This window comes from Bacillus sp. FJAT-49736 (genome assembly GCF_018343615.1).
GTDB lineage: Bacteria > Bacillota > Bacilli > Bacillales > Bacillaceae_C > Margalitia.
Genome location: NZ_JAGYPI010000002.1, coordinates 516743 through 535512, shown reverse-complemented (window position 1 = coordinate 535512; position 18770 = coordinate 516743). Strand labels below are relative to the sequence as shown.

At 37.9% G+C, this 18770-nt stretch carries 24 protein-coding genes; 19 read left to right on the top strand and 5 right to left on the bottom strand.

Annotation, left to right across the window (positions count from 1 at the left end):
• The first annotated feature begins 205 nt into the window (after positions 1–205).
• From KHA87_RS13980 to KHA87_RS13935, 10 genes are all read left to right on the top strand, one after another.
• The gene (locus KHA87_RS13980; RefSeq protein ID WP_213094771.1) at positions 206–499 is read left to right on the top strand and encodes a HesB/YadR/YfhF family protein; all 294 of its coding nucleotides are present in this window, start codon (positions 206–208) and stop codon (positions 497–499) included.
• 204 nt (positions 500–703) lie between these two features.
• Complete coding sequence (locus KHA87_RS13975) at positions 704–1147, top strand: NUDIX domain-containing protein (RefSeq protein ID WP_213094770.1); 444 nt, start codon at positions 704–706, stop codon at positions 1145–1147.
• Positions 1148–1590: 443 nt separating this feature from the next.
• On the top strand, positions 1591–2373 hold the full coding sequence (locus KHA87_RS13970; protein WP_213094769.1) for a class I SAM-dependent methyltransferase: 783 nt from the start codon (positions 1591–1593) through the stop codon (positions 2371–2373).
• Between the two features lie 207 nt (positions 2374–2580).
• Positions 2581–2820, top strand: coding sequence for a hypothetical protein (locus tag KHA87_RS13965; RefSeq protein ID WP_213094768.1), 240 nt, complete (start codon positions 2581–2583; stop codon positions 2818–2820).
• 456 nt (positions 2821–3276) lie between these two features.
• Complete coding sequence (locus KHA87_RS13960; RefSeq protein WP_213094767.1) at positions 3277–3813, top strand: DinB family protein; 537 nt, start codon at positions 3277–3279, stop codon at positions 3811–3813.
• Between the two features lie 94 nt (positions 3814–3907).
• The gene (locus KHA87_RS13955) at positions 3908–4369 is read left to right on the top strand and encodes an NUDIX hydrolase (RefSeq protein WP_213094766.1); all 462 of its coding nucleotides are present in this window, start codon (positions 3908–3910) and stop codon (positions 4367–4369) included.
• A gap of 6 nt (positions 4370–4375) precedes the next feature.
• On the top strand, positions 4376–5293 hold the full coding sequence (locus KHA87_RS13950) for a Nif3-like dinuclear metal center hexameric protein (protein WP_213094765.1): 918 nt from the start codon (positions 4376–4378) through the stop codon (positions 5291–5293).
• A 112-nt stretch (positions 5294–5405) separates the two neighbouring features.
• Positions 5406–6158, top strand: a complete 753-nt coding sequence (locus tag KHA87_RS13945; RefSeq protein WP_283249449.1) for a Cof-type HAD-IIB family hydrolase — start codon at positions 5406–5408, stop codon at positions 6156–6158.
• A 61-nt stretch (positions 6159–6219) separates the two neighbouring features.
• Entirely contained in the window at positions 6220–7080 is an 861-nt protein-coding gene (locus KHA87_RS13940) for a proline iminopeptidase-family hydrolase (RefSeq protein ID WP_213094764.1), read from the top strand.
• A gap of 142 nt (positions 7081–7222) precedes the next feature.
• On the top strand, positions 7223–7678 hold the full coding sequence (locus KHA87_RS13935; RefSeq protein ID WP_213094763.1) for a hypothetical protein: 456 nt from the start codon (positions 7223–7225) through the stop codon (positions 7676–7678).
• Positions 7679–7714: 36 nt separating this feature from the next.
• On the opposite strand, the gene KHA87_RS13930 is transcribed toward KHA87_RS13935, so the two are convergent.
• Positions 7715–7924 (bottom strand): hypothetical protein, encoded by a 210-nt coding sequence (locus tag KHA87_RS13930; RefSeq protein ID WP_213094762.1) that lies wholly within the window; start codon positions 7922–7924, stop codon positions 7715–7717.
• A 123-nt stretch (positions 7925–8047) separates the two neighbouring features.
• Between KHA87_RS13930 and KHA87_RS13925 the strand changes: the two genes are divergently transcribed.
• Positions 8048–8560, top strand: a complete 513-nt coding sequence (locus KHA87_RS13925) for a hypothetical protein (RefSeq protein ID WP_213094761.1) — start codon at positions 8048–8050, stop codon at positions 8558–8560.
• Between the two features lie 155 nt (positions 8561–8715).
• Here the strand turns inward: KHA87_RS13925 and KHA87_RS13920 are convergent, their stop codons facing one another.
• Entirely contained in the window at positions 8716–9993 is a 1278-nt protein-coding gene (locus tag KHA87_RS13920) for a WD40/YVTN/BNR-like repeat-containing protein (protein WP_213094760.1), read from the bottom strand.
• 324 nt (positions 9994–10317) lie between these two features.
• Here KHA87_RS13920 and KHA87_RS13915 point away from each other — a divergent pair, with 324 nt between their 5' ends.
• Complete coding sequence (locus KHA87_RS13915; RefSeq protein ID WP_249310396.1) at positions 10318–10599, top strand: hypothetical protein; 282 nt, start codon at positions 10318–10320, stop codon at positions 10597–10599.
• Positions 10600–10669: 70 nt separating this feature from the next.
• On the opposite strand, the gene KHA87_RS13910 is transcribed toward KHA87_RS13915, so the two are convergent.
• Together KHA87_RS13910 and KHA87_RS13905 are read right to left on the bottom strand one after the other, a co-directional pair.
• Positions 10670–11035, bottom strand: a complete 366-nt coding sequence (locus KHA87_RS13910; protein ID WP_213094759.1) for a DUF2500 domain-containing protein — start codon at positions 11033–11035, stop codon at positions 10670–10672.
• 67 nt (positions 11036–11102) lie between these two features.
• Positions 11103–12203, bottom strand: a complete 1101-nt coding sequence (locus tag KHA87_RS13905; protein WP_213094758.1) for a GerAB/ArcD/ProY family transporter — start codon at positions 12201–12203, stop codon at positions 11103–11105.
• Between the two features lie 163 nt (positions 12204–12366).
• Between KHA87_RS13905 and KHA87_RS13900 the strand changes: the two genes are divergently transcribed.
• From KHA87_RS13900 to KHA87_RS13870, 7 genes are all read left to right on the top strand, one after another.
• Entirely contained in the window at positions 12367–12747 is a 381-nt protein-coding gene (locus tag KHA87_RS13900) for a nucleotide excision repair endonuclease (protein WP_213095172.1), read from the top strand.
• A 249-nt stretch (positions 12748–12996) separates the two neighbouring features.
• Entirely contained in the window at positions 12997–13329 is a 333-nt protein-coding gene (locus KHA87_RS13895; protein ID WP_213094757.1) for a rhodanese-like domain-containing protein, read from the top strand.
• Positions 13316–13657, top strand: a complete 342-nt coding sequence (locus KHA87_RS13890) for an ASCH domain-containing protein (RefSeq protein ID WP_213094756.1) — start codon at positions 13316–13318, stop codon at positions 13655–13657. The genes KHA87_RS13895 and KHA87_RS13890 overlap by 14 nt, the downstream gene beginning before the upstream one ends.
• Positions 13658–14109: 452 nt before the next feature.
• Positions 14110–15285, top strand: coding sequence for an IS200/IS605 family element RNA-guided endonuclease TnpB (gene tnpB / locus KHA87_RS13885; protein ID WP_213094755.1), 1176 nt, complete (start codon positions 14110–14112; stop codon positions 15283–15285).
• A gap of 381 nt (positions 15286–15666) precedes the next feature.
• Positions 15667–15879: a VOC family protein gene (locus KHA87_RS22215; protein WP_249310393.1), complete on the top strand. Its 213-nt coding sequence runs from the start codon at positions 15667–15669 to the stop codon at positions 15877–15879.
• A 168-nt stretch (positions 15880–16047) separates the two neighbouring features.
• Positions 16048–16770 (top strand): DsbA family oxidoreductase, encoded by a 723-nt coding sequence (locus KHA87_RS13875; RefSeq protein WP_213094754.1) that lies wholly within the window; start codon positions 16048–16050, stop codon positions 16768–16770.
• A 276-nt stretch (positions 16771–17046) separates the two neighbouring features.
• Positions 17047–17556, top strand: a complete 510-nt coding sequence (locus KHA87_RS13870) for a DinB family protein (protein WP_213094753.1) — start codon at positions 17047–17049, stop codon at positions 17554–17556.
• 622 nt (positions 17557–18178) lie between these two features.
• On the opposite strand, the gene KHA87_RS13865 is transcribed toward KHA87_RS13870, so the two are convergent.
• Positions 18179–18682 carry a ferritin-like domain-containing protein gene (locus KHA87_RS13865; protein WP_249310392.1) on the bottom strand — a complete coding sequence of 168 codons (504 nt, stop codon included), beginning with the start codon at positions 18680–18682 and terminating at the stop codon, positions 18179–18181.
• Positions 18683–18770: the final 88 nt, after the last annotated feature.

Sequence of the window (18770 nt, the reverse complement as noted above, 5' to 3'; positions counted from 1 at the left end):
CCATTGTTAGTAACAAATTTTGTATTATTCAAATTATTACACATTTTCATGAATCATGCTAACCAAAGGAAATTGGATTAATCGATAATTTGCAGGGCACACTTATTCGGAGTGTATTTTTTACCAAATAAAAACGTTCTTGCTTTCAATATTTTTACTTTAAGGACATAATAATAGAGAGATTCGAGAAATCAGGGGTGTTAACATGAAACTGGAAGTAACGAAAGAAGCAGCCGAATGGTATATTTCCGAATTAGATTTGAATAAAGGAGACTTTGTTCAATTTGTTGTAAAGATTTATGGAGGTATTCCTACGGTTCATCAAGATTATTATCTAGGAATTTCTATTGGGAAAGAAGGAAACGTCGGAATAAAGGATGAGGTAGAGGGCATCACTTTCTATTTCACAGATGAGGATTCTTGGTTCCTAAAGGACCACGATATGAAAGTTGTCTTGAAGGATGAAGATGTTGATTTTATTTTTGAAAATAAAGCATGAGATTAGAACTGCACTCTGTAAGGGTGTAGTTTTTTTATCTATATGTGCTGTAATAACACTTGCTCTACAAAAAACAGGAAATGTTATGTTAAAAATAGAATTTTAGTGAGAGCGAGAGTAACTAGGCAAGTGAATATAGTAATAAACGGAGATTTCAGTGGATCCCAAGCAAAATATTCATGATGCCGTTAAGGGGGATATTTAATGTTAGAAAAAATAACAGAACTACCTAATGACAAAAAAATTGCAGGCGTTCATTGTATACCAATAATGGACAATGGAGATATTGTCATGGCGTGGGATAAAGAGGAAAAGGTTCTGACCACGATAGGAGGTAGACTAGAGCGCAAAGAAACTCTTGACGAAGCTCTTGATCGAGAATTGATGGAAGAAGTAGGGCTTGTAGCGGGCAAGGAAAGGCATCCAATTGCCTCGTGGTACTGGGAATCGACGGATACTTATACGGTGTGGATGTTGGCAAAGGTAGATCACTTTGTTCCAAGTGCATTTGATAATGAAAAAACAGGATATGTTATTTTTAACTTTGCAACAGCGCGGGAGATGGTTTCGCTAATTGACGGTGGTGCAGGGGAAAGGCTGGAAATTTTGGATATGGCTGAAGCGTCATTTCTTCAAATTAAGTGGTGAAGTAGGAAAGGGTATTGATATTGAGGTAATTGGTTTGAACATTGGTTGTAGGTGATCGTCCAACTAATTATTTTTACATAAAAATTACATTACTAGTATTGCTCTGTCTAGCGGTAGCAGCTTATTGAAATCAACGAAAAGTAAATTACGAAATCAATTCGTTAGGGATGTGGCACTTGTGCTATTTTTTTGTGGGTACAAAGTCACGATTCGCGAGAATATAGTTTATTTTCGCGAGAAAAGGCAGTAATTCCGCGAGAATATAGTTCATTTTCGCGAGAATAGCCACCAAATTCGCGAGAATAATACTCTTTTCACAAGAATAGATTTTTTTGCAGAATAGGATTGTAATGATATCGTTGATGAGCCAGAAAAAAATCATTTCAAATGGAAATGATCGGCCATAAGTGTACATAAAAATATATTTCCTACGAGGTGTCTATATGAACCAAGAACAAATGAGTGCAATGAATCAACGAGGCTGGAATCAAGCAGCCTACCGGGCTTGGGTGAATCGCCACGGGTTGCCAAGTGAATATGCTGAAATTTTGAAGCAGGAACCGGAAAAATCCGTCCGTAATTATTTGCCTTATATGGGGGATGTGAGAGGGAAAAAGATCGCGAATTTGTTAGGGTCGAAAGGAAATAAGGCAGTTTCTTTTGCTTTATTTGGAGCGGATGTGACAGTAGTGGATTTTTCCCAGGAAAATCAGCAGTATGCTTTGGAATTGGCAGAGAGTGCAGGGGTGAAAATAAAATACATAGTTTCGGATGTGTTGGCTATTCCGGACGAAGAAAAACTGGCGGATTTTGATTATATAATTTTAGAGTTAGGAGTACTGCACTATTTTATGGAACTTAACTCTCTTTTTGAATTAATCTATGATGCTTTGAAACCTGGAGGTATGTTTATTTTAAGGGAGTACCATCCTTTTGCCGTAAAGGTAGTAAATCAAGGGGAGCGCGGGAATTATTTTAATCAAGAGATAGAAGAGGGAGAGGTAGCGTATAGCATTCTTTTATCGGAAGAAGAACGGCAGGCCCTTGAAAAAACATTGCTTCGCCGCTGGACATTAGGAGAAATAGTCACCGCGATTGTACAGTCTGGACTGCAAATAAATAGCTTGGAAGAAGAAAAAGGAGTTCGCTGGGCCTTTCCTGAGGAAGCACCTAAAGGAATAGAAGAGAGAATCCCCGGATTGTTTACCTTAATTGCAAGAAAATAAATACGCTTGATAGTATAGCTGGTTTCACATAAGCTGGGGGCATCTTGTCTTACGAAGTTTTTTTCTATTCCGTTACTAGAGGACTTTCACCTGAAAAAGCATCAAAGTTTAAGAAAAGAACCTTTAGCAAAAAAATGACAGAATTTCGAAAGTTCTAAAGGATACATGTCACAAAAAAAAGGAAATGATAAAATAAGATAACGTCAAATGAATCGAGGACAGAAAATGAAGGAATGCCTGAGGATTCTAATCGGTATTATTGCTATTGTACTGTTTCTAATACCTGCTACGCGTTTATATAAATTTAATAGTGAAATAAAAATGGCGAAGAAAGACAATATGTTGTCGGAACAGCTAATTGAGCATTGGTACAGGAATTTTTACACAATTATCGCGTTCATTGTTGTAGGAATGATATTAGCGTTATTGTTTAGCTTTTTGTCCTAAGAAAAGGCTGCCCTAAAAGGTGCCTTCTTCTGCTCCCTTGGGAATAAAGTTCTCCGCGAAAAAGCAGACATACCCATTGCGGTTGAATACTTGGAGAGCTTGGGAAAATGTAATTGCATCGATTTTTAAGGATAGTACGTATTGGAAACTGGGTTGAAAGGATACGGATGGTGATTCTTTCGAGCCAGTTTTTTTGTGTGTTAGGTTTGAATTATCTTATATCTGTTTAGGGAAGGTGAAACACCATACTTTGTAGAATACTGTTTTCATATAGATAGTTGTTTTTCGTAAATAGATATAAATCTTAATATAGTCCCAGCACGAGGCATCTTCTCTTACAAAGGTTACTCATTCTCTACAAAATATAGGAAGCTACTAAGGTTCTCATCTGGAAATGAAACAAAGTTTAAGAAAAGAGCTAACAATAAATAAAACAAATGAAGGAAGGGAAAGAAAATGAATCAAAGACCACAATCAAACGAGTACATACCTTATTATTCAACTTATATACAGTTAGTTCCTGAAGGGGATATCATTGGAATTTTAGAAGAGCAGGTACAGGACACGGTAAAATTATTGAAAAATATATCGCCGTCACAGGCACATTTCCGCTATGGTCCGGACAAGTGGACGATTAAAGAGGTAATTGGCCATATTGCTGATACGGAAAGTATTATGAGTTATCGCCTTCTTAGCTTTGCACGTGGGGAGATGGCAGAACTACCTGGTTTTGATGAGGACAGCTATGTGCAGGCCGCTGATTTTAATCGATTGTCCGCTGAGGATCTATTGGATAACTTTGAAGCGGTACGTAAAGCAAATGTCCTTTTATTAAAATCATTGGATGAAGGAATGTGGACGCGAGGTGGAAGTGCTAATGAATCGCCTGTAACCGTTCGAGCATTAGCTTGGATTATCGCCGGGCATGAACTCCATCACCGCAGCATCATCAAAGATCGTTATATGGGGGCGGAGAGTTACCCGCAAGCATAACAGAATAAAAATAAACCTACCGGCGATTTAGAAAAATCGCCTTTTTTCTGTAGTGAGTAGTAGTGGTGCGAGGCATCAGAAAGGAGATGCATGAATGAAAATCAATAGCGGGATGGTTGTGGTGGTTAGTGTTTCTGTAATGAAGGATGGTAAGATCCTGCTGGTTCAGGAAAACAAGGAGCATGTTCGTAAAAAGTGGGGGTTTCCTTCTGGACGGATGGAGCTTGGAGAAGATATTTGTTATGCAGCCTGCAGAGAGGCAAAAGAGGAAACGGGGTATGATATCCAGTTAACCAGTACCACGGGAGTATACAACTTCATCAGCTCGTTCAACCATCAGGTAATCATGTTTCATTTTACAGGAGTGATAACAGGCGGAAGCCTAGGATATAATCCTGCGGAAATATTAAATGCCCATTGGGTGACACTGGAAGAGATAAAAAATATGGATACAAATGATGTAAGGGATCCTCATGTCGTGCAGGAAATCTTACAGCGGCTGGAGAAAGTGGAAACGTATCCCATTGATATATTTAAAAGGTTTCTTGGGGAGTAATGATAAATGGTGAAATTAAATGATATCGTTTTGAAATTAGATCAAGAATTTGAAATAAAATCGTTTGGCAAGGACTCTGCCTTTAGCCGTTTTCTGCCCGGTGTCTATGATCCAATCCACTTTGATTGGCAGCAGTTTTTTGAGAAGGATTTTACACAGTTTTTTAATGGATTAATGCTGAGAGGATTGGAAGATGTCGAGAAGGTATTTTTGGCAGTATTTCCGACAGATGAGGTGCTCGAGCGATTCATAGAGGAAGGAACAAAAGGGGATCTTCTCTTCATGCACCATCCTTTAGTGATGGAATGCGGGGATCCTAGGGGAAAATGGGGTCGTGGATTTGTACCAATCCCGGAGGATTACTTGAAACGTATCAAGGAAAAAGATTTGTCCGTTTATACATGTCATGTACCAATGGATTATCATCAGGAGCTTGGTACTAATGCAGCAATGGCGAAACAATTAGGTGCTGTGGTAACAGATGGCTTTTTGAAAAACGAAAAAGGGCAAAGCCTCATTTATGTTTGTGATATTCCTGCTGTCCCGACGGATGAAATCATTGCAAAACTTCTAAAGGATTATGAGATTCCATATGTAGATTTTGAAGGAAAGAAGCAGCAGGAAATTAAGAAGATTGCTATCGTAGCAGGCTGCGGCGATAAAGTGGAATGGATGAAGGAAGCAGAGAGCCTGGGGGTTCAGGCGTATATAACGGGGGAAATCCATTGCCATATCGATAATGATTATGGAAGGCATAAGTATGCATTAATGAAGGAATACGCAAAGGAAACTACAATGTCCTTAATTGGAGTTTCCCACTCGGCATCGGAATATATGGTAGTCAAAACCCTAATGAAATCATGGTTCGAAAACCACTTTAGCCTTCCAACCGTCCTTCTCCCTCAATCCCAGTGGTGGTTATAAATGGTGCTAGGCGCCCTATCGAGAGACATCACTCGATAGGCTCTTATTGGCTTTCGTTTTCCTTTTTGCCTACAATAGAGGTGATGGGAATACGAAAGAGAGGAAGGTTGAATTGGACAATCATACTCAAAAACGCAATATACGTTTAGTGGCATTGGATATGGATGGTACATTACTTAATAGTGAGCATGAAATTTCCGAGGCTAATCGAGAGGCAATCTTGAAGGCGAAGGAAAAAGGTGTACATATTGTATTGAGCACAGGTCGTCCCTTTAAACATGTGGTCGATTATGCCCGTTCTCTAGAACTCAATTCTTTTATCGTCACAGTAAATGGCGGTGAAATTTGGGACTCTAATGGTAAATTACTGGATCGTACTTTGCTTCAGATAGAGCAAATCAAAATGATGTGGGATTTGAAAAAGCATCATAATACAAAGTTTTGGGCCATTACAGTCGACAAGGTATTTCGGGATGATTTCCCCGAGGAAATAGCATTATCGGAGCATCAATGGTTAAAATTTGGATTCGATATAGAAGATGACGAGGTGCGAAACAAGGTTTTAGAAGAATTGAATAAGCAGACGCTTCAGGTTACAAATTCCAGTCCGACGAATCTGGAAGTGAATCCATATGGAATCAGTAAAGCGAATGCACTGGAAAAGGTCTGTGAACGCATAGGTATTACGATGGAGAATGTGATGGCGGTAGGAGACAGCTTAAATGATATTGCGATGATTCAGAGTGCGGGTATTGGAATAGCGATGGGAAATGCACAAGAAACCGTGAAGGAAGCGGCTGACTGGATAACTGCAGCAAATGATGAGGATGGAGTTGCTAAAGCGATTTTGAAGTTCGTTCTTTAAAAATTACATTAAATCCTCTAAGGGAAGATTTTTTACAAAAAAAGAAAAGGGATGATTGGGTATGGCTGAAGGTTATATTCCTGTAACAGGTGGAAAGGTTTTTTATAAAAAAGTAGGCGACGGTAATAAAACACCGGTTATTGTTCTTCATGGTGGTCCTGGTGGGACACATGTTCCATTTTTTAAGTTGGAGGAACTCGGGAACCATCGTCCTGTTATTTTGTATGATCAGCTTGGTTCGGGGAGATCAGATCATCCGGATGATTTATCGTTATGGAATGTAGATCGATTTGTAGAAGAATTAGGGCAAATAAGAGAAGCGCTCGGTCTTTCGAAGCTACATATATTAGGACATTCATGGGGGACAATGCTTGCCGCGAGCTATTTACTTACAAAACCTGAAGGGGTTAAAAGCGTTATTTTTTCTAGTCCGTGCTTAAGTGCACCGGAATGGGAGCGCGATCAAAAGGTTCATTTAAAACAACTTCCAGAGGATATTCAAGAAATCTTAGCGAGACATGAGCGGGAAGGTACAACGGATTCCGAGGAGTATAAGCAGGCGATGAAGGAATTTAATAAACGTTTCGTCTATCGCCTGGATTCGAAGCCAAAGGAAACCGAGTCGGAATACGCGAAATCGAATGAGGTGGTCTACAACACGATGTGGGGACCTTCTGAGTTCTGTACGACTGGTAACCTGAAAAGCTTCGATGTAACGGAGCGTTTAAAGGAAATTCAGATTCCTGCCCTTTTTACATGCGGCCGTTACGACGAGGCAGCTCCGAGTACAGTCGAAAGACACAGTCAATTGCTTCCGGGAGCAAAATTCCATGTCTATGAAAACAGTGCTCACTTGGCTTACCTCGAAGAACCAGAGGAATATATTCGAGTAGTAGGGGAATTCTTGGCCAGTGCGGATTAATGTTCTGCTCTAATGGTGCCAGGTACCAGTTGTGGACAAATGTTCACTTTTGGTGCCTGGCATCATTTTTTTGGTATAAAAAGGAGGGAATATAACCAACTTAATAAAGAAGTAGAATATGTTGCGAGTTGAGTGGATGAATATGAAGCTTGCTTTTTTTATGGATATTATAATGATTTGTCTAATTTGCTTTTTCTTAATGAAAAATAAGCGAAATCGATTGGATAATTTATTTATTTTAATGATGGTAGAATTTATATCTATTTGCTACTATGCCACTGTATATATAAATCTCGATGCTTGGACAATTGGAAAAAGTACCGAGCTTTTTATTATTTTTCGATTATATGAGATAATCCTGAATCCATTAATAGTCCTTTTTTATTTCAATTTGCTTCCAAAAGTGAAAGGGATATGGATGGAAATAGGAGTTTCCATTCTATTTCTAGGAATTCTTTTTGGAGTGGAATGCTGGCTTGTGAATTGGGATGTCATCCGTTATATTGGTTGGCAATCATGGATGTCACTCCTCGCTTTCGCTTTGGGACTCTTCATCCTTACAATGCTTTTTCGAGGATATCAGGTTTTAATAAAGTAGTTTTCGTTCCGTTTTGATTATTTATTGTTTAAAAATTTACAAAATTAACCTTATTGATAGCTTTTGTAAAAATAATCTACCTCTAGCTCCAAGTGAAATTAGAAGTGCAATTTCACCAAGTGAAATTAGAAGTGCAATTTCACCAAGTGAAATTAGAAGTGCAATTTCACCAAGTGAAATTAGAAGTGCAATTTCACCAAGTGAAATTAGAAGTGCAATTTCACTCATCCATACGCCGATGTTCAAGGCGCCCCGCGCACTTGTTTTTTAAATTTGTTTCTGGCGTTAATGGAATCCGATTTCTATATAGATTAAGTTGGAGAATATGAGGAAAAGAGCCTATTTTGAATAGAAATGAGGTTGGATGAAATGCTGCCATTTCCTCGAAAATTCGATGAAAATGAATGGTTTGTGATTATTGGGATTATCGTTGTATATACTATTTTTTTCATTCTCCCAAAAAGATTTCCAATCGGAACGACCATTTTGATTATGATGTATGGATCAACGGTGGCAAGAATTTTTGATCATCTATTGGCCTCTCCGAGAGTGGACTTATATAATTTCATGGATACTCCGAACTTCGATTTATTTGACTTATTCCTATATTTTTTTTATGCTCCCTTTTCCTATTTTTTTATCTATTTTTATGTAAAGTTCAAAGTGAAAGGCTTCGGCGTATTGTGTTATATTATGGTCTGTTCATTGGGAGGCATGATGTTTGAATGGCTGGCAATTCAATGTCATGTTTTCACCTATCGTGGCTGGCATTTGGCATACTCTTTCACCATATATCTATTCATCCAAACACTAGACCTGCTCTTATATGAATGGTGCTCCCGTCATTCACATAGTAATCATGATGCAAGGCAACACACATAACGGGGCATCTTTTCTTAAGACGTTTATTTTTCCATTACCAAGAATCGGTCAATTACTAAGATTTTCATTCAAATAAGCAACAAAGTTTAAAAAAGTGCTTCACTATTTGTGGACAGAGCCACAAATAGTGAAGCACTTAATGCTGCTGGAACCACCTATTTGAAGGTGTGGACATGGGTCCAGGTGGTGCCGCCGTTTGATGTCGTATATAGGATGCTTGGTTTGGTGTTTTCCGTTGTGATCCACCAGCCGTTATGTTCATCAGCTATGGCTAGATAGGCATCGCCGTATCCTTTAAAGGCTGCGTCTCCGTTCACCCATGTTTTTCCGCCGTCCTTTGTCCATCCAATGGTATTTGGATTATCGCAGGCTGGACACGCTCCACCCAAGAAAGCAACACGCGGGCTGACAACATAAAGCGGTCCTGGTTTCGAGCCCTTATTTTTTGGCCCGTTCGTCGTATTATTGCTAAATCCAGGAGCGGGACCCCCGCCAGCAGTAGAATTAGCAATAACTGTTTTCCATGACTTGCCTCCATCCAAAGTATGAAAAACAGAGTAAGAGGTTTGTGTCATACCGGAGCCACCAATACATTCAATCCAGGCATCCTTCGTTCCTGCAGAGCGTATAACGGCATTCGTCATTGGTGAAGCGAGCTTTTTCGTTAAAACAGGACTCCAATTCTTACCACCGTCTATCGTTTTTTGAACATATAACACCTTTTTGCTTTGGGTTACAGCCCATCCGTTTTTCAAATCATGAAAATACGCTTGCCCAACGATATTTCGAGGAGTAGAAATCGGATGCCATGTTCTACCACCATCTAATGAGTAGGCATTTCCGCTTAAAGCAGCTGTTTCGGTGACAAAATGCAGAAACCCTTGATTTGGGGTTGTTCCGATTAATGTCCAATGTTGGCCGCCATCACGTGATTGCAGCAGTCGAAGGCTGTTACCGCCCTGGTTTAATGTGGCCCATACATTCTGTTGATTTAAAGCGAAAATTTGCTGCACGGTTCCATATCCTTGATAAACAACTGCCCATGCTTTACCCCCATTCGTTGTTTGGGCTATCCAGCCATTGCCGCCGACCCAACCAATTTGCGGATCAGCAATTCTGACGGCTGTTACAGCACTCATATTAACTTTTTTGTTAGAAGTTTTAGTAGGAACCATAGATGTGCTGGAGGAATTAGAATTTACTTTTCCGGTATTATTTTGAGAATCTGCCACTTTTCCAGCTTCCGAAGATTCTTTTTTACCCAACTCCTGCTTTGTATTGGATGATTGCTCTTTCGTCTTGCCTTTATCTGCAATTGTAACATCACTCGTCTTCTTTGGATTCTGCTCTCCTTCTGATCCACATCCAGTTAGTACGAGAGAAAATCCCAAGCCTAAAGCCAAGATTATCGACCGTTTTTTAAGTTTATACATACAATTGATCCCCCAATATTAATAAATAAAATATATACATTAGACGTATTTTTTTCTATACGTGTTTCAGTCTGTAACGCCTATTTTTCTGAAAATTAACACCAATAATGGAGTGCTTTTTCCAAAGGTCTTCCTCGTAGTTGAAAGGAATATAAATATCCATTTACGAAAGACAATGCAAAAGTAGTCTTTTCGTGTAAAATTTTATTCCATAGTGTAATAGAGAAGCTTTGTAGCACTATGTACTAAAATAACATATAAGCGGTATTTAATCCATTTGAGTGGACATACTATTATAAAAAGTATGCCTATGAGGTGGATGAAATGATGCGGATTTTTCATAAAGTCGTAGATTTATGTTGGGACGGTTTAACTTTAAAGCATGTTTCACACAGAGGAATTGTGATTCCTTATGTCATGTTTTTAATAATGGCGGTTATTTTTGAGATTTTCTTAATCGCACTCATCATTTTTTCTATTAATCTATTTCATGTATTTGGGTATCAGCCCGACAGCGCCTACTTTATCAGTATAGGAGTTTTATTTTGTATGTTTATTTTGACCCTTCTCGTTCTTTTTACGGCCAAAAAGAAATTATTTACTTAGCAGTCTGGACTTCAATTATCTTCCCTACATGTTTTGTCTAAGAAAACCAAGATGAACTATTCACCTTGGTTTATGCTTGCTTTTCATATTTGCGTTCGAAGCCCAGAAATCTTGTGCCTTGAAAGGTTAGGATTCCTGTATCTCCCTCTGCCAATTGGCTATAATCAGAGCTTCTGACATGAAATTCAGAGCGATCTCCGCTTTCGTATTCAAACGTTACATAATAACTTGTACTAGAGCTGTCATCATGATGGCTTACACTGGAACGTTTTGTTTTTACTATAGCGGGTACAGAAATCCGTGGCGACTTGTTGTTTTTTCGCCATTGGGAAATTCCACCGAAAATAGCAATGATAAAAATTCCTAGCACTAAAATGAAAATAAATCCGAAAATATACGGAAACACATTAAAGAAATGCTCTCCCAAAGTCTCCATTTTTTGCCCCCTTCCCCTATACAAAAGGATATACGAATCACTTTCCTAAAAAGTTTCGGAGAAGAAGTTATGCTTTCTTTTTCGATTTGATTTTAATAGCCAGCCATAATAATACAAATAATAATGGAATATAAATGTACCCCATGAAAAACCCGAAATCATTAGTGAGAGCATTCAAGATATCTATTTCCGCCCTAGTCTTTATCGCAATGCACCCCAATAAAATAAGGGCGCCGTATAATAATACCCCATATTTCATCTTTATTTTAGTTGTTCTTTTTAACAGCCTTCCTGCACACCATAGAGTTATACAGCTGCTAGGTAAGATAGTAAGACACCAATTAGCGATACCAATGTATTCAAATCGTTCCACTACCGGTAATTTTACGATTTTATATGCCGTTAATGTTGGCCAAATCTCCCTTTTCAGTTCGGTCTGAGCAAAATAAGCAAAGGTAATAAGGGTGGTAAATAAATACATTAGTGTCGTAAATAATAAGGATATCTGTCCATATTTTTTCGCTTTCTTAGGGTTTTTTAAAAAAGGATAATAAATTAAAAGTGTTTCAAAACCCGAGTTCGCTAAGGACATTTGTTGAGCAGCGTTCACAACATCATTTATCGAATGATCAAATACAGGAAGAAAATGATGGAAATCAGAAAAGGGAAGGGTAAATCCTTGGACAAATATAATATAGAACGGCAGGATGAAGGAAAAAAAGGATATTCCTACAATCGTCCGAAACCCTCCGTAAATGATATAGACACATAATACAAGATAGGAAATAGCAAACCAAAAGGTACTTAAATCTGGGAACATCCACACTTGAACGATTTCGATATAATTTCGAAGGACCGTTAGTGCATACCACACATAATATAACGCAATGAATATATTGAAAAGATTCCCGATTGGTTTTCCGAAAACAGTCCAATGAATATCGCAAAGGTCGCCGTTTACCATTTCTAATTGCTTGAATACGAACCACATAATAATATTCATGGTTAAACCTGCAAAGAGAACGGACTGCCAACCATCATACCCCGCATAGATGGCAACAAATTTTTGGAATCCGAGCAGACCAGTTCCAATTTGCATCGATTGAACAAGGAAAAAAAGAAAGAATGGTGAAAATTTTTGTGATTCAGAAATGGTTTGCGGCTGCATCTTGCTACCTCCATCAGGTGTGGAAATCTTTATTGCATAAAGGATAGTGTTACCAATTGAAGGAGAATTATGAAAGGGGAAGTGATTTTTTTCCATAGGGATAATTCTCTTTTTAAAAGGAAAAATGCTATAATAAATCTTCATTGATAATAAGGAGGATGTGATCGTTTTGATTCAGATAGAAATTCCTAAATATGATGTAGTTGTGACAAAGCAAAAGAAGCTAGGAGAAGAAAAGGAACCAAAAATCAGTAACCAATATGGATTTACCGATTTCCGCTTGATTCCAAGAGATAAGGGTGGAATTATATTATTTTACAATGTGCGTGGAGAGCTTCTATTTGTAGGTAAAGCCAGAAAGCTCCGTCAGCGTGTAATGAAACACTTCGAGGATAATGTATCCCCAATCAAGGGACACCGTGACGAGATACATAAAGTTTCAGTCTTTTTTGTAGAAGACCCCACAGAAAGAGACATCTATGAAACGTATATTATTAACAAGCTTCAAGCCAAGTACAATGTAGATAAAGTATTTTTTAAATAAGGCTCTTTTCTAAAATTTGTTGATCTTTAATATCGACCTAAGAATAATTTTCATATGAAAAGATGCCCAGAACTTAGACTATATTAGGATATATAACGATATACGAAAACTGCCTTAAATAAAAAGTAATCCACTTGGATTGCTTTTTTGTTTTGGAAAATACGAAAGAAAAGCGTCAATATAAAAAAGGAAACATGATTTTGCCGAAAATACATGATAGGATGTAAGAAAAAAGTTGGAGGTAGGAGCATGGTAATAAAGAAGATTACCCCGAGGGAGTTAGAGGGAAGAATGAAGGGAAAACCGTTTGTTCTTGATGTCCGGGCGGCAGATAAGTTTGCGGAATACCATTTAGAAAACTCCCATAACCTACATAAAACAGCTATTTTTGAAGAAAAGGATTCTGCTCTTGCCTCTTTGCCAAAGGATAAAGAAATTATCGTAACATGCACAACAGGAAATTCTGCAGCAAAGTGCGCGGCTATTTTAGCGGATAAAAACTATAATGTCACCTTACTCGAGGGAGGCATCACAGCATGGAAGGAATATTTGCGTGAAAAGGGAGGAAATGAACATGAGTGAAAATAGTTCACTACCGCCAAAAACATGCTCCGTAGATCGTCTTGTTACTTTAGAAAAGGATGTTCAAAAGGTGATTGCCGGGGAGAAAACGGCGACGCGTAGAAACGGAAGATATGCTGATATCGGAGAGATTATGGTTTTAGAAGGGAAAAAATTTGTAATCGAAAATGTTTACAACCAACAGCTTGGAGATATGACGGAGGAGCATGCAAGACAAGAGGGATTTGCCAATATGGAAGAATATAAGGAATCCATTCTAGCGATTCATCCAGGAATGCGCTGGGTACCAAAAATGAAGATTTGGGTGCATGAATTCAAAGCAATCTAGGTTTTAATGACAGACTTTCATTTTTAGCAGATGGAGGGTAACTGAAAGGGTGCAAAATTCGAAAATGAGTTTGCACTCTATTTGTATTTTAGAGACAAATTTGCAGATTGAATTGTAGGAATATTCTGGATTGTGTGGTGTGAATTACTATATAATGTATTCAATAGAATGTTAAAGTGGGTGGTCTAATAGTGAAAATCAATAAATATCATAGAATCGGATTATTTTTCACGGCAATATTTTTAGTTTGCACGGTTGCCAGATTTCGTTGAGGGTGTTTGCGCAGGGATTGGTATTGGTTTTATCAATCATCCAACAGAATACCCCTTCCTCAAGGAAAGTGAAGGGCGAAGCCCAATGAGTAGGAAGGGGATGAATGTCGGTTGGTGCTAGCCAAAACTTTCACAGTGCGCTAAAATAAGAACAAACGTTCTCGATAGGGGGTGAAATTGGTGCTGGTAAACAAGTCCTACAAGTTCCGAATCTATCCTAACAAGAGGCAGATAGAACTGATCAACAAGACAATTGGCTGTTCTAGATTCGTGTTTAATTTCTTTCTTGGTAAACAAAAGGAAAAAGATTCTCTCTGGCATATCTGTGAAGAAATGAAACAAAGTGGCCAGCTTCCAGTGAATAATTGGAAAGGTGAATTTCTAAATAAATATGAAACAGTCAAAACCCTGCCAGAGCTTAAAAAGTACTATGATTTCCTAAAAGAAGTCGATAGTATCGCTTTGCAAAAATCCATTGAAAATCTAGCCGACTCCTATGATCGATACTACAAAAAGCAAAACAAACAACCTCGCTTTAAATCGAAAAAAAATCCCGTCCAATCATACACAACCAAGCAGACGAATGGAAATATTATGGTGATAGACAACTATTTGAAACTTCCTAAACTGGGACGAGTTCGTTTTGCAAAAAGTCGCGAAGTAGAGGGAAGAATATTGAATGCAACCATTAGACGAAATCCTTCCGGCAAATATTTCGTTTCTATTGGGACAGAAACTATTGTGGAAGAGCTACCTAGAACCGATTCGGTTGTAGGGATTGATGTAGGACTAAGTGACTTTGCGATTTTGTCGGATGGCACTGTCTACTCCAACCCAAAGTTTTTCTATTGCTTTGAAGAAAAATTACAGAAAATGCAACGGATTATGAGCAGACGTTCGGTAGGTGGTTCCAATTGGAACAAAGCCAAAAGAAAAGTCGCCCGAATCCATGAAAAGATTGCGAATGCAAGAAAAGATTATTTGGACAAGCTTTCTACCGAGATTGTCAAAAACCACGACACGATTGGAATGGAAGACTTGTCAGTAGTCAACATGTTAAAGAATCATCATCTTGCAAAAGCCATTAGCGATGTATCATGGTGGCAATTCAAAAGCATGCTTGAATACAAAGCAAAATGGTACGGTAAGCAAGTCATAACCGTTTCAAAACACCTCGCCAGTAGCCAACTGTGCTCTCATTGTGGCTACAAAAATCAAGAAGTTAAAAACCTCGCAACTCGTGAATGGAATTGCCCCAACTGCGATACTCATCATCATCGCGATATGAACGCAGCAATAAATCTTAAGAATGAAGCGATAAGACTTTTAACCGCAGGAACTGCGGGGATCGCCTAATCAATAACTGGTGGGTACACCGGTGTTCTTAGGAATCCCCTTCTTCAAACAACCCGTTAAGGGGGTTAAGAAGGGGTAGTTCAAGGTGATAGGCTTAATCGCTTATAAACACGATATTTCTAAATTTAGAGAGAATAAAATAAGGTTTTTAAAAAAGTGTTTTGGGAAATAACATTCGAACATTAATTGAAAAAATAGAAAAATAATGTTGAAAAAGGAGCTCTATATATGTCGGATCTGTTCAAAAGAATTGATACTGTTTTTCAACCTGTTAAGGATTTTGAAAAAGCAATAGACTGGTATTGTGAGGTTTAAGGTTTCCAAATTGGCTGGAAAGATGAAATTGGCGGTTATGCGGCATTAAATATTGTAGAAACACCATTGACCCTAGTACGGACTGCAGAGGATGAAATACGGAACAAAAAGAGTCTTGTTACCTTCAATTTCTTTACTCCAAATATAGAAAAGGCACATGAACACTTAGTGAATAATGAGGTCGATATTGAACCCATCCATGATGAAGGGGATGTCAAATGGTTCAAATTTAAGGGCCTAGAAGGAAACCCTTTGGAAGTCTGCCATTTTAAAGAATAAATTACAAAATGAAAAGCCGATGCTTTATCGGCTTTTCATTTTGTGTGCACTATCTAACAGGGAGAAACAGAACCTCTGAATCATAATATTTGAAATATGATGTGTGAAAGATAATAATGAAGAGAATGTTTAACATCTATTATGGAATTAGAAATCGGAGGTTTTAGGATGAAGGTAGAAGTGTGGTCTGATTTTGTCTGCCCTTTTTGTTATATAGGTAAACGTCATTTTGAAGAGGCATTGAAGCAATTTGAGGGTAAGTCCAATGTAGAAGTTGTATTTAAAAGCTTTGAGCTGGATCCGAATGCGAAATTACATTATGACATGGACATGCATCATTTGCTTGCAGCGAAATATGGCATGAGTCTGGAGCAAGCAAAAGCAGCTAATGAGAATGTTGGACGACAGGCGGCTCAAGTAGGTTTAACCTATCATTTTGATACAATGAAGCCGACAAACACATTTAATGCCCACCGCTTAACCCATTTCGCAGCACAACATGGAAAGATGACGGAAATGGCAGAGCGCTTATTTAAAGCGTATTTTACCGAGTCAAGACATATTGGTGAACACGAAACATTAAAGGAACTAGCAGCCGAAATTGGCTTGGACCCGGAGAAGGTATCGGAAATGTTAAACGGAGATGCTTTTTCGAAAGAGGTTCGTGCAGATGAACAGGAAGCTGGAATGTTAGGTATACAAGGTGTGCCATTCTTTGTCATCAATAGAAAATATGCTGTTTCAGGGGCGCAGCCGGTAGATGTATTTGTTAATGCATTACAAAAGGCAAGCGAAGAGGAAAGCTCATTTACAATCCTAAATGACAGTAAGAATGAATCCAATGATCCGTATTGTGCGGATGGGAAATGTGAAGTTCCTAATAATAAATAAGAAAAAAGAAGATTTGGAGCCGTATCCAAGTCTTCTTTTTTTGTTAAAATGCCTAAATGAAAACAATAAATTATGTTATTTCATATGGAAAGCGTAGAACACTTTATACGGATGTTGGATTATTAGTTATTTCAGTATTTCTTCCACGCCACAATTCCATAAGGAAGACTAAAAGGAATTAAAATAATTTTACAGAATATATAGAAAAGATGGTTAGGATTAATCCCGTGCGCAGTGATATGGCACAAGGATATTACAGTAAAAGGTGGGGATAAATTGAGTGATTTTAAAATGCTAGAAACATTCAAAAGCGATTTGTTAAATTATTCGTTGGAAAAACTAAGATATATTTCGGCTGAAGGTGTTTGGTCCATTGGTCAAATGTATGATCATTTAATCGTTGTAGCACATGAGTACCTAGATAACGTAGAAATTTGTGCATCTGCAAAGGATGAACAAACGCTTGGGAAAACGGAGTTTGGAGAGAATTTATATAAAATGGGGGGATTCCCGCCAATTAAAATCAAATTGCCGGATGAATTAAATTCCCCACCCAATAATGCGGATAGCAGAGAAGAACTTATGAAGAGGATGGATCAGTTAATTCTCAGAATGAAACAATGGGAAACAAAAGTAGATGCCATCCATCCAAATTACAAGGTGAAGCACGGGGGATTTGGCTGGCTAAATACTAGAGAGTGGTATGATTTAGTTTTTATGCATTTCCGTCATCATCTTCGTCAAAAGGAAGAATTAGAGGAAAGTCTTGAGAAAGTATTTAAATAAATGTAAAGAGATATCGATAGTTAGAGTGCTAGTTTTGTTGTGGTGAATTAGGCGATAGTCAGAGTTTCCTAAACAATATATAAAATGAATTTTTACTAGGGGTTTATGTGATGAATCTTAAATTATTGAAATATAGCATATTTATATTAGGTTTAATATCAGTATTCTATGGTTGGACACAAGGGTTCTCATTCAGTGCTATGTCGTCTGAATACACTAATTTATTGATGCTAAGAACTGTAAGACATTATGTATTTCTCGCTTCAGGAGGAATTTTAATTATCCTTAGTTTCATAATAGAGTTTATTGAGAATAAATTTAAAGATTTAACAAACCTTAGCAACAAATAATTTTATATTTTGATGGAATGAATTCCAATATAAGGGGAGCCTCAAGGAACAACGTTTTTCTTATAAAATGGAATTTGGGTTGATTTTATTGAATAGGTATAGTTCCTATTTATGGATGTTGCATTAGGTATTTATATAGCTAAATAACTATATTACGGAAATATATAGTAAGCAAATAAAAGTGGTGCTAGGCACCACTTTTTTCATTGAGATTTGATATTGATATACATATATCTTGCCGAGTTTTCCCTAGCCTTTAGTTTGTTCTTTCTTTATATATACCTCATGAAGTACAGAAACCAAACAGCGTGATTTTGTTCGTCAAGCGCTGCTTGTTGAAATGGTTCTTTTAGATACTTCTCCTTTATATTCCGTGCAACAGCATGGTAAAAGTCCGTCGTATTTTGTTCATCCTTAAAGGCGGCTATTATTCCGCTTTTAAAATCCGGAGGGCATTTTTTGGTCATGGAAACAGGCGGGTGGGTATTTGTAAGAGAAAGATAAAGATTGTAGAAAGTTTCGTAGTGGCAAATTTCATCATTTCTAATTTCTATCAATTGCTCTCTTATCTCAGGATTAGTAGTTTGGTTTATTAAATACTCGTAACATTGGATCGCTTCATATTCGCCATTAATAGCTTTTGATAAATCCGAAATTAACTCTGGCGTAAAATGGGAACCAAGATTACTATAAGGACCAGCAGAATTGTAATAATGCTTGGCAACACACCCTCCACCTTTAGGATGAGGCCCGGTTACAATCGTATGATCGGGCAATGAAAACACCTCCAAGAATGCTTTTGAACCATAATATGACGACTGGGCATTTTTAGTGCGCCTTTGGTACTTGGCACCACAATGCAAG

Coding starts and splice junctions, on each gene's coding strand:
- KHA87_RS13935 (WP_213094763.1), top strand. CDS start 7,223: ATGAAGCTTGCTTTTTTTATGGATATTATAATGATTTGTCTAATTTGC.
- KHA87_RS13965 (WP_213094768.1), top strand. CDS start 2,581: ATGAATCGAGGACAGAAAATGAAGGAATGCCTGAGGATTCTAATCGGT.
- KHA87_RS13955 (WP_213094766.1), top strand. CDS start 3,908: ATGAAAATCAATAGCGGGATGGTTGTGGTGGTTAGTGTTTCTGTAATG.
- KHA87_RS13950 (WP_213094765.1), top strand. CDS start 4,376: ATGGTGAAATTAAATGATATCGTTTTGAAATTAGATCAAGAATTTGAA.
- KHA87_RS13875 (WP_213094754.1), top strand. CDS start 16,048: ATGAAGGTAGAAGTGTGGTCTGATTTTGTCTGCCCTTTTTGTTATATA.
- KHA87_RS13915 (WP_249310396.1), top strand. CDS start 10,318: ATGATGCGGATTTTTCATAAAGTCGTAGATTTATGTTGGGACGGTTTA.
- KHA87_RS13980 (WP_213094771.1), top strand. CDS start 206: ATGAAACTGGAAGTAACGAAAGAAGCAGCCGAATGGTATATTTCCGAA.
- KHA87_RS13895 (WP_213094757.1), top strand. CDS start 12,997: ATGGTAATAAAGAAGATTACCCCGAGGGAGTTAGAGGGAAGAATGAAG.
- KHA87_RS13960 (WP_213094767.1), top strand. CDS start 3,277: ATGAATCAAAGACCACAATCAAACGAGTACATACCTTATTATTCAACT.
- KHA87_RS13925 (WP_213094761.1), top strand. CDS start 8,048: ATGCTGCCATTTCCTCGAAAATTCGATGAAAATGAATGGTTTGTGATT.
- KHA87_RS13890 (WP_213094756.1), top strand. CDS start 13,316: ATGAACATGAGTGAAAATAGTTCACTACCGCCAAAAACATGCTCCGTA.
- KHA87_RS13940 (WP_213094764.1), top strand. CDS start 6,220: ATGGCTGAAGGTTATATTCCTGTAACAGGTGGAAAGGTTTTTTATAAA.
- KHA87_RS13920 (WP_213094760.1), bottom strand. CDS start 9,993: ATGTATAAACTTAAAAAACGGTCGATAATCTTGGCTTTAGGCTTGGGA.
- KHA87_RS13970 (WP_213094769.1), top strand. CDS start 1,591: ATGAACCAAGAACAAATGAGTGCAATGAATCAACGAGGCTGGAATCAA.
- KHA87_RS13905 (WP_213094758.1), bottom strand. CDS start 12,203: ATGCAGCCGCAAACCATTTCTGAATCACAAAAATTTTCACCATTCTTT.
- KHA87_RS13975 (WP_213094770.1), top strand. CDS start 704: ATGTTAGAAAAAATAACAGAACTACCTAATGACAAAAAAATTGCAGGC.
- KHA87_RS13910 (WP_213094759.1), bottom strand. CDS start 11,035: ATGGAGACTTTGGGAGAGCATTTCTTTAATGTGTTTCCGTATATTTTC.